This window comes from Streptomyces sp. NPDC001373 (genome assembly GCF_042895815.1).
Taxonomy (GTDB): domain Bacteria; phylum Actinomycetota; class Actinomycetes; order Streptomycetales; family Streptomycetaceae; genus Streptomyces.
The window spans coordinates 83411-93587 of the sequence record NZ_JBIAWQ010000024.1; the positions used below are offsets into that span (position 1 = coordinate 83411).

Genomic DNA, 10177 nt, shown 5'->3' on the forward strand with positions numbered 1-10177 from the left:
CCCGACCCCTCGAAAAGGACCACCATGCCCGCGACCTCCGACGCCCCCCAGCTGCAGCACCGACGCCTCCGCCTGCGCGAAGTCGCCGACCTCGACGACACGGCGTTCTCCGACTACCTGCAGGACCGCTTCGATCACCTGGTGACGGCCGCGATAGCCGACGCCGCCGGCTACCTGCGCCCCGCCCAGCACGGCCTCCTCCACGCTCCCGGCCGCCTCCACGACCTGCGCGATGCGCTCACCTTCGCCGAGGGCGACCTGCAGGTCGCCGTCGAGCGGATGACCTACCGCCGAGACCCGCGCGCCGCCCGTACCTCCCGCCAGCTGCGGCAGGTACGCACCGCCCGCCACCAGGTCCACCGGGAAGCCGCCGCGCTGCGCCGAGCCGAGAACCGTGCGCGCGACGTTGCCGCGGGGACTGCGTCCACCGATACGGTCACCACCGCCCGAGGCTGGCTCGCCCACGCCTACCCCGCCCGCTTCACCCAGCTCCTTGCCCAGGCCCAGGCCGACGCGGGCCTGCCCGTACGCCCGCTCGCCAAGGACATCTTCGACACGATCGAAGAGGGCTGGGCCGATGGCCACCTCACCGCCCCCAGCACGCCGGGCGTAGAGCAGCTGCTGGCCAGGGGCGTTGTGGCCTTCCGCAGCGCCGTCGCTGACGACGCCCGCGACCAGAACGACCGCGACCCCGCGCTGCGCCACCCGCTGCTGCAGCAGCGCTGGAACACGGCACTGGAAGAACTCGCCGCCCTGACCGTGCCGGTGGCCCGCGCCTCCAGCCCCTCCGCCCTGGGTGCCCTGCCCAGCGACTTCTTCCACATGCCCGAACAGGACGCCTTCAAGATCCTCAACGCGCGCCGGTTCCTCGTCGCGATCTGGCAGCGCCGGGCCGAACACACCCGCCTGATCCACCAGTACGCGGGAACGGTCACCGACCGGCGCCGCGCCGCTCCCGACCACGACCTGCGAAGCCAGGCCCTGGACGCAGCCCTCGACCGCCTCGTCGCCGAGCACCCGGCCGCCGCCGCCCGCATCCTGGCCCGGCTCCGCCCGTACGCCACCGCGGACGGCAGGCTCGAGGAGGACGTCTTCACCCCGGCCCTGCGCGCCCAGGCCAAGCGGGAGGTCCTCGCCGACCTGGCCGCCATCCGCAGGCCGGACATCGTCCTGCCCTCCGCGATCGCGCCCCGCCCGGCCCGCGCCGCGACCGCTGCCCTCGCCGCCCGCTGACCGCCACCCCTTCCGCCAGGAGACGCCCTTGCCCGCACCCGCCCCCCGAACCACCGCCGCTACTCCCGTGGACGGCGATGTTCACGTCACGCCCCGATACCTCGCCGGATCACCCGGCTACGGCGATGCCGGTTTCGCGCCCGTCGCGCACTGGCCCCACCACCACCTCGACGAAGGCCCGCACCAGCTCGTCGTGACCAGCCCGGACCACCGCATCCGGATCGGCTGGGCCGGAGACGACTACGACCTGTGGACCATCAGCGCCGCGCCGGACGCCGTCTCCGGCCCCCAGTGGACCGCGATCGTCAACCAGAACACCCCGCCCGAGCTCGTCGCGGCCCTGACCGCCGCGCTCGCCCAGGACTGGGCCGACGGCCAGGACCGTTTCCTTGCGGCCCCGTCGCCGTACTGGGCTGACAGCGTGGCACCGCTGGTCGCGGCCGGCTGGGAGCGCACGGGCGCCGAGGTCGGCACCGTGGAGCTGGCTGCCCCGGACCGCAATGCGGGGGTCTACATCAACCGCTCGCGCCGCGACCTGGAGGACGGGACGCAGCTGTGGGCCGGCCCGCCGGGCTGGGGCACCCGCGCGGAGATCACCTTCAGTCGCCGTACGCCCTCCCACCTCATCGCCGCGACAGCGGGAGCGTTCACCGATCCGACTCCCGCGGCCCGTTGGCGCGAGAGCCTCCACCCCGAGCTCGCCGCCCGCGCCAGCCTCACGCCGGTGGTACCGCCCCGCCCGCCGGTGCCGACTCCGCGCGACCTCCGTCCCCGCCTCGGAGTCCGCCCGCCCCTCCCGGTCGGCAGCATTCCGCGCTGGAGCACCGCCACCACCCCCTCCGCCGCCCTGCCCGCGCGCCCCGCCGTACGGCGCTGACCGACCAACGAGGAAGCCCTGTGGCCCTGTTCACCGAGCAGCTGTTCGCCGACCACCTCACGCTGCCGTACCCGGAGGCCGCCGTCGTCGGCGACGCCTACTACGCCGCCCCCGTACCGGACCTCCCGCTGCGGCTGCGCATCGACTTCGCCCCCACGATCTACGCCGGGCGCTACGACGGGCTGCGCCTGCAGGTCGTGCACCTGGAACAGGGGCGGATCGACACCGCCGTGCTGCGCTTCGCCGAGTACGGCGCCTTCGAGGTCCGCGACCGGCGCCGCGACAAGAAGCCCGGCCAGGACGGGTACGGCACCTTCACCGACTGGACCCACAGCGAGCACGCGCCGTGGGTCGGTATCAACGTCACCCGGCTGCGAGCCGCGATCGACCAGTACGTACGCCTGTGGATCCCCGGCGCCCCGCCGGTACGCACTGGACCGCCTCCCCTCACGGCTCCGGTGCCGCAGGCCCGGACCTCCCCGGCCCGGGCACGGTAAGCGGATCCCCCGCCCGTCTGCTGCCGCCGACCCCGGCATTCGCTGACGCACCAGCGTCCGCACCCTCATTCCCTTCTTCACCGACAGGACCTCTTCCCACATATGAGCGTTCGCCTCGCCCGACCCGTTCACCTGGCCGTCGCCGTCGCCGCCCTGGCCGCCGGCACCCTGCTGCCCGCGCAGGCCGTGGCCGCCCCGGACGCCCCCGTGGTACTGGGCCCCGGCTACACCATTCCGGACTCCGACGGGCACGCGGCCTCCAGCCACATCGGCGCCTACGGCCCGCCCGGCCCGGCCGTCCACGGCGACACCGAGACCTACTGCGCCGACCCCGAACGCAAGGGCCCGGCCGATGCCGGAGGCTACGGCGATCCGCAGCCGGTCCCGTCCTGGACGTCGTCAGTGACCGGGAAGTCCGTCACCAAGGAGAACCTGGCACAGGCCGCCTACGTGATCGGCAAGTACGGGCAGACCCGCGACAACGCCCAGGCCGCCGCGGTCGACGCTGTGGTGTACGAGTACCTGGCCGGCGGCACCTACGCCCTCGACGGCGACCGCGGCAAGCAGCGCCTGGCGTACCCGGTCGTCTCCCCGACCGCCCGCACCCTCGCCCAGGGCTACGTCGCCGAGGCCAAGAAGCTCGCGGGCCCCTACACCCTCCAGATCACGCCGTCCGTGAAGACCACCACTGCCGGGACGAAGGTCTCCGTCGCGGTCAAGGTCACCACCACCGTCGGCACGCCGGTCCCGAAGGTTGCCGTCACGCTCTCCGAGTCGGGCTCAGGCACCGCCTCCGGCAAGGTCACCACGAACGACAACGGCACGGGTGCCTGGGAGTTCACCGCCGAGAAGCCCGGGACCGCCAGCGTCACCGCGACGGCCGAGGGGCTGCCCGCTATCGGGCTGCAGGTCCTCACGCCCAAGAACCCGGCCGCCCAGCGGATGCTGCTCGCAGGGGGCACCACCAGCGTCAAGGACTCCGCCGCCATCACCGTCGGCGAGGCCACCGGTGGCGTGACGATCCGCAAGAAGGACCCCGAAGGCACCCGCCTGGTCGGCGCCGCGTTCCAGCTCCTGGACTCCGACGGCAAGCAGGTCGCCGCAGGCAAGACGGATGAACAGGGCAGCCTCGTCTTCGACAAGCTCCCCGCCGGCACCTACCGGCTGCGCGAGACCTCCTCCGGCAGCCCCGTCCACGACCTGGTCCCCGAGCAGACCATCACGATCACCGCCGGACGCACCGCCCAGGCCAACCCTCTCGACCTCGTCGACCCGTTCAAGAAGGCCCGCCTGTCGGTGAAGAAGACCGACAAGAACACCGGCAAGACCCTGCCGGGCGCGGTCATCGCCATCCGCGCCGACGAGACGGACAAGACCGGCAAGCACACCCCCGGCAAGGTGATCACCAGCCTCACCACCGGGACCGACGGCACCGCGGCCGTCTCCCTCGATGTCACGCTCAAGGCGGGCACCCGCTACTGGGCCGGCGAGACCAAGGCCCCCGAGGGCTACCAACTCGATGCCACACCGGTCGCGTTCACCGCCCGGCCCGGCGCCGACGTCACCGTCACCCTCGCCGACCAGCCCACCGCGACCACGCCGCCGAGCCCGAGCACCCCGCCCGCGACACCCCCGGCCACCACCCCGCCGACGACGCCGCCCGGATCCCTCGCCCACACCGGCGCCGACGCCACCACCTGGCTGGCCGGCGGAGCCACCGTCCTGCTCGCCGCAGGAGGCGGCCTCTACCTGATCAACCGCCGCCGCCGTACAGGCGACGACCCCAGCTGACCCCTCGCGCTGCCGGGCCCGCTTTCGGAGCCCGCGCTACACCGTCCCGCACCGCACGATCCCGCCCGGAGCACCCTGATGAAGCACCGTCCCCTCCTGTTCACCGCGCTCGCTCTGACCGCCGCCACCGTCCTGACCAGCCCGGCCACCAGTGCCACCGCAGCCCCGTCCCCGTCCGCCGAAGCCCTCAAGGACCAGGGCGACCCGGCGCCGGCGGACAAGGCCGGACTGCGCATCGTCAAGACGGACCCCGAAGGCCAGCCCGCCCCCGGAGCCGCATTCCAGCTGCTCGACTCCGCGGGCAAGACGCTCGCCGAGGGCAAGACCGGCTCCGACGGCACCCTGGCCTTCTCCGACCTCGCCCCCGGCGTCGTACGCCTCAAGGAGACCGCCTCCGGCAGCCCGCTGCTGGGTACCGTCCCCGACCAGGACGTCGTCGTCGCACCCGGTGACCCCAAGGTCCTGGCGATCACCGACCCGTACAAGTCCGCCGGCCTCACCCTCAAGGTCACCGACAAGGCCACCGGAAAGGGCCTGGCCGGAGCCATAGTCAACATCGCCCCGAAGGACGCCAAGGACGACAAGGGCGCCTTCACCCTCACCACCGGCCCGGACGGCACCGCCAAGGCTCCCCTCCCCGTCGGCAAGAAGACCGGCAGCGCCTACACCGCCATCGAGACCAAGGCCCCGGACGGCTACCTGCTGGAGACCACCCCGGTCGAGATTACGGCCAAGCCCGGCGCCGAGACCACCGCGGCCTTCACGAACGCGGCCAAGACCAAGCCCACCGAGGAACCGACCGGCAAGCCGACGGCCAAGCCCACCGGCGACCCCACCTCTCAGCCCACGCCGACCAGCTCGTCCTCGACCGGCACCGGGGAGCCGACCGACGCCGCATCCCCCTCCAGCAGCCCGGAGATAGGCACCGCCACCTCGACCCCCACCGCACCCGACGCCAAGCCCGAAGGCTCCCTCGCCCACACCGGCGCCGACAGCACCAATGGATGGCTCCTGGCAATCGGCGGCCTCCTCCTCGCCGCCGGAGGCGGCGCCGTCTACGCCGCACGCCGCCGTAAGAACGACGAGAGCGAGACCGGCACCGGCCAGCACCGGCGCACCGACGACAACTGACCTCACCACCGCCGGCCCCGGGAACCAGACAGGTTCCTGGGGCCGACTGCGTTTTCGCCCCCGTGGCCGGTGCGGTGCTGCCAGCAACGCCGCCGCCGGTTGCGCATCGCCAATCGGGTTACGGCTGCTTGTGCTTCGGGAGCGTTCAGTCGTCTGCGGCCGGGGAGCCAGAGTCAGCAGGGTCTTCCAGCGGCACGAAGAGCAAGGAGAGCGCGGCCTGGATCACCAGGGCAACTTGGTGGCGGGGTGGGGTATCCACCAGGTCGTGGAGAACCTTGTTGCGTAGGTTCATGCCGTCGGTGGGCCCGCCAACGAGCGTCCGGAAGACCGTCGGCCAGGGCTCGGGGTATCCGGCCTTGTCCATGTCCGTGATGAGGGACCCGAGTTGGCTGACCTGGCCCGGCCGGCCGCCTTGCTGGTGCTGGATGAAGGCGACGTCGGCGGCCTGAATCCGGCGACGCAGCAGACCCTCGATGCGTGGCAGGACCAGGGTGATCGCGACATCGTCATCGTGCTCCCAGAAGGCGCGCAGGGCGCGGGCCAGTCCTCGCATGCGGGTGGCCGGCGCGAGCGGCGGGTTGGTGAGCTGGTCGAGCAGCTGCTCCTCAGTAGGGGCGAAACGCTCGTGGAGCTGGTCGAGCTGGGCCTCGATGAGGACGCCGTGGATGCCCAGGGAGAAGACGTGGGCATCCGTCCGGCCGGTTCCCGCGGCGATGCCCTCCTCCGAGAACGCGGTGACCACCGGGCCGTTCAAGTTCAGGTGTGCCGTCGGCAAGCGAAGCAGTCCGTGCTGCTCGGCGTCGATCGGGTCTGCCAGGACGGGGACCGCGGTGGCGATGGTCCGCAGAGCTGCAGGGAGGTCGGCAGCGGAGTTGATGGCCGCGCGGGCGGCGTCGACCAGCACCGTCGGGAACTGGAACGGAGTGATCGTTCGGGTCAGGCCCAGGTCCTTGGGACGGAGCTTCTGCTGTGTACGCCGGATCTCGTCCAAGGCATCGGTCAACCCGTGGTCGCGTGCGAACGCGGCGGCCTCTTCGAGCCGCATCAGCTTGGGGAGCCCGTCGAGCTGCTCGGCGTGGTCGGTGTAGGCAGCGAGGATCCGCTGGTCGATCTGCTGCTGGTCGGCAGGGTCGGGCTCGATGCGGCGCATCATCTGCAGGGATCCGATGTGGTTATGGGAGTCCGCGCGGAAGCGGTCGACGGCACGCTCCAGCACGGGGCGGATCAGCTCGTGAAGGTTCTTGTCCGCCAAGAGGGGCTCGATCGCAGCGTGGACGATGCCTGGGGAGGGTTCCGGCCAGTGGAGGGCAGTGTCGGCGAGTCCGATCATCTCGGTGGCGATATCCGCCAGCTGCGGTTGGCGGAGCCTGGCGGCAAGCTCGTGCGCGGCTAGCAGGGCATCGACCGCCTTGCACCGAGCACTGACGGCGCGGTCCCCTTTGTCGGCCAGGAGCACGGCGACGGCCTCGCGGTAGCTGGCGATGGCCGCCGACACGTGGTCGATGGGACGGCCTCCGTGTCGGGCCTCCCACAGAAGGTGGTGCAGGCGGGCGCGCACCATCGGATGGCCAGCCGTGTCCGCGTACGGGGTCCAGACAGCATGGACCTCGGGAGGAAGCTGGTTCGCCGAGGTTGGCCAGGGCTCAGGCCCCGGCCCCTGGTAGGAGCCCTTCAGTGCACCGTCGGGCTGGCGGAAGAAGAGCATCGCCGCGCACAGCGCATGCAGGTGGTCCACCTCAGCCTCGGTCCGCCCCTCCTCGCCGACGGCAGCCGCCAGAGCGGTGACCATCTCCTGGTAGGAGGTGAACGGGTTGCTCGCGCTGTCCAACTTTTTCAGGACTGTTGCCTGTACCTGCGTCACATCGCCCGATCCTCCCTCAAACCTCCCTTCTTGTCAGCGGCCCCGCACTCCTTCGGCTGTGCTGGGGCATCAGTCAGGGCGCGACGGCCGAGGTGGGACCGTGCCCGAGACCGGACGAGTGCACCTGTGGGTTCCCAAATGAAGTGTTCCGCTTCGCTGCGGTGGCCTGGGGCTTTCTCATACATCTCACTTGAGGGCCACGACGTCACGTCTCACGATCTTGTCCCATTTGGACCCGGATAAGGCATGCCTTGGGGGTATTCGCTTGGCTCCGACCCTCCTCGCCATCGATCCTGTGACCGCTAGATCGTTATGCTGGCAGGCGAGTCCATGGCCAGCGGTATGTGTACAAGGGGAGCGCCGATGGACGCCGGAGTCCGCCTCGCCCAGCAGATCGAGGCCATGAGCCAGATGCTTGCCGAGGTCGAGCCTGCCTCCCTGCGGACCAGCTATCTGGCCGACCCGTCGGCAGGAAACCCGGTGCTGCAGGGATCGACCGCGACGGCTCTCGTCCCGCGCTGGAACGAACGCCCCAGTGGGTTGTGGGTCCCGGCCTCGTCCCAGGAGCCAGCACCGATCGATCTGACCGCGGTCTTCCTCACCCCGGAAGAGATCTTCGGGTTCCGGCTGACTTCCGGCTACACCGAAAGCCAGCTGCAGCGCCTGCCCCTGGAAGGCGTTCTACGTTTCTGTGCCATGGTCCTCAACGCCCTGGCCGTTCCGGGTGCATCCGTCGCCTCAGTCGACCATGGGTTTGTCGACCTGGTGTTCAATGAACCGGTCCGTAGTCGTGTTCTTAACCTGCTCCAAGACAAGACCCGCCGACTCCTCGTACCCCAGGCCTTCATGCTCTTGGCCCGCATGGCCATGGAGACCTCGCCGGATGCCCTGCCCCCCGAAGTCATGGAAGAGGGCGACGTCGTGGGCGCCTTGTTCGCCCTCACCCAGACGATGGGGGTGTTCCCCGACTCCGGCCCGACCATCATCGGGGACCGGCCTGGCACGCTGGGCCGGGAGCTCATCGCCAACCAGCACTTCAACCACAACTGGTCCGTCGCGGGATTCCTGGCCCGCTATGCGCGCCGCTGGCTGCAGCTGCCGACCGAACACCAGGGCGAGCCGGGCGTCGTCGACCTCAGCCAGGCCTACCGGGATAGCACGGGTGTCCAGTTCGAGTCCCTGGCGGCCGTCGCCGGCTACCTGTGGATGGTCACCACCTCCGGCCGTTTCGTCATCGAACCGGGTGAACTGGCCGTCCTAAACATACCCACCGAGCAGGTCGAGGCGGCGCTAGCGCTGATCAGCACCGACCTGCCGGGAATGCGGGAGGCGGTGCGTAGCCAACTGCCTGCACATCGCACCGAATGGTCTTTCGACCCCTTCCAGCAGTGGCCGGTCCTCCGTCTGTCTGAAGACCGGCTGCTCATCCTCGACCCCCGCCACCTGCTCAACCGCGCCTTCGGATGGCTGCCGATGTGGGATATCAAGTTTCCGCCGCCGGGGCACACCAAGCCCGCTGGCCACCGAAAGCTTGCGGCCCGGGCCGAGTCGACCCTGCGCCACCTCAGCGAGGTCTACGTCAGTGAAGTCCTGCACAAGATCACGGGCGACGAAGGCACCACTCGTCGGGTCTACGACGACGCGGAGCTCAGGGTGGCCTTCACCGCCCAGGGACAGCGCATCGCTGACGCCGCGATCGACTACCCCGGCACCTGGATCGTCATCGAGGTCACGACCTCCCAGCTGCGCCGTGAAGCCGTCACCGCCGTTCCCGGCGAGTCACAGATCGAGGACATAGACAAGCTCCTCGAGGAACTCGATCAGATCGACGCGACCATCGCCGCACTGCGCCGCGACGAAGCCGCGCTCACCGGCACGTCGGCTATCGCCGACCGTCGCTACCTGCCGCTGCTCGTGCTGCCCGAGGGCTTCCCCGTCAACCCGGTCACCCTCACCGTGATCCGTGAGCGCGCCCGCGCACGCGGACTGTTTCAGGCACCGGACACCGATCCGGTGGAAATCGTGGACATCGAAGAGCTAGAAATGATCGAAGGCATCCAGGAGGAGTCCGGCCCCAGCATGCTGGACATCCTGCGCAGCAAACAGTCCGGCAGCCTGCGCAACGCCGCCGTACGCGACCACATCTTCCATGTCATGCGGTTGCATCCCAACCGACCCGTTCGGCAGTCCGACCTGCTGGAAGCAGCGCTGAAGCCGCTCGCCGACGCTCTGCCGCGACCGCCGCAGGGCCAGTCTCGCCGGGAGAATGGCTGAAGCGGCCGGTATACACCGGTGCCCTGATGGCCGAGATCCTTCAATTGCCGTCGCATAAGCGGTGGCCTCACTCAGTCACCTCGACCGGCAGGTCTCATCTCCAGTTCCCAGACACCGGCCATGGGGAATGAGAATGGGACACAAGAAATGAAAACCTGCAGCATCGCCCCAAGGTCGAGTTGTCCTCTGCCATCCAATCGAGTCGTTTGACAATTAATCAAGTCGTGCGAGGTGAGCGCGCTCCTGATTGCAGGGGCGTTACCTGCGACGACGGATCATCTGAGACGACGCGCACTGCCGAAATCTCAGGCGATCTGGTCCGGGATTGTCGGGTTGCGGACGAAGGGAGAGATCGCTGCAGCGGTGAGCGGGGAGGACAAGTACGCTCCGAAGGTGTGGAAGTCGATACGGCCAATCGGTGAGCCTTTTCCAACCTGCGGGCCGGGTTGGTCAGTTCGGCTGACAGACGGGTGAAGCCCCTGGTAGATGGGTTTTCGACCAAGAAGAACCCGT

General features: G+C 70.1%; 8 protein-coding genes. 6 read left to right on the plus strand and 2 right to left on the minus strand.

Going from position 1 to position 10177, the window contains the following annotated elements:
• Nucleotides 1–24 precede the first annotated feature (24 nt).
• The 5 genes from ACFY15_RS33150 (at nucleotide 25) to ACFY15_RS33170 (ending at nucleotide 5529) form a co-directional block, all read left to right on the plus strand.
• Entirely contained in the window at nucleotides 25–1233 is a 1209-nt protein-coding gene (locus ACFY15_RS33150; RefSeq protein WP_390826676.1) for a hypothetical protein, read from the plus strand.
• A 67-nt stretch (nucleotides 1234–1300) separates the two neighbouring features.
• Nucleotides 1301–2110 carry a DUF317 domain-containing protein gene (locus tag ACFY15_RS33155; protein WP_390826677.1) on the plus strand — a complete coding sequence of 270 codons (810 nt, stop codon included), beginning with the start codon at nucleotides 1301–1303 and terminating at the stop codon, nucleotides 2108–2110.
• A 20-nt stretch (nucleotides 2111–2130) separates the two neighbouring features.
• Complete coding sequence (locus tag ACFY15_RS33160) at nucleotides 2131–2607, plus strand: hypothetical protein (protein WP_390826678.1); 477 nt, start codon at nucleotides 2131–2133, stop codon at nucleotides 2605–2607.
• Between the two features lie 102 nt (nucleotides 2608–2709).
• Nucleotides 2710–4398, plus strand: coding sequence for a SpaA isopeptide-forming pilin-related protein (locus tag ACFY15_RS33165; RefSeq protein WP_390826679.1), 1689 nt, complete (start codon nucleotides 2710–2712; stop codon nucleotides 4396–4398).
• A 78-nt stretch (nucleotides 4399–4476) separates the two neighbouring features.
• A complete protein-coding gene (locus ACFY15_RS33170) occupies nucleotides 4477–5529 on the plus strand; it encodes a collagen binding domain-containing protein (RefSeq protein ID WP_390826680.1) in 1053 nt (350 codons plus the stop codon).
• A 145-nt stretch (nucleotides 5530–5674) separates the two neighbouring features.
• Here the strand turns inward: ACFY15_RS33170 and ACFY15_RS33175 are convergent, their stop codons facing one another.
• On the minus strand, nucleotides 5675–7390 hold the full coding sequence (locus ACFY15_RS33175) for a hypothetical protein (RefSeq protein ID WP_390826681.1): 1716 nt from the start codon (nucleotides 7388–7390) through the stop codon (nucleotides 5675–5677).
• Between the two features lie 363 nt (nucleotides 7391–7753).
• Between ACFY15_RS33175 and ACFY15_RS33180 the strand changes: the two genes are divergently transcribed.
• Complete coding sequence (locus ACFY15_RS33180; protein WP_390826682.1) at nucleotides 7754–9664, plus strand: hypothetical protein; 1911 nt, start codon at nucleotides 7754–7756, stop codon at nucleotides 9662–9664.
• 305 nt (nucleotides 9665–9969) lie between these two features.
• Here ACFY15_RS33180 and ACFY15_RS33185 read toward each other — a convergent pair.
• Nucleotides 9970–10177, minus strand: a 208-nt coding sequence (locus ACFY15_RS33185) for a hypothetical protein (RefSeq protein WP_390826683.1), incomplete at its 5' end; no start/stop codon positions are given.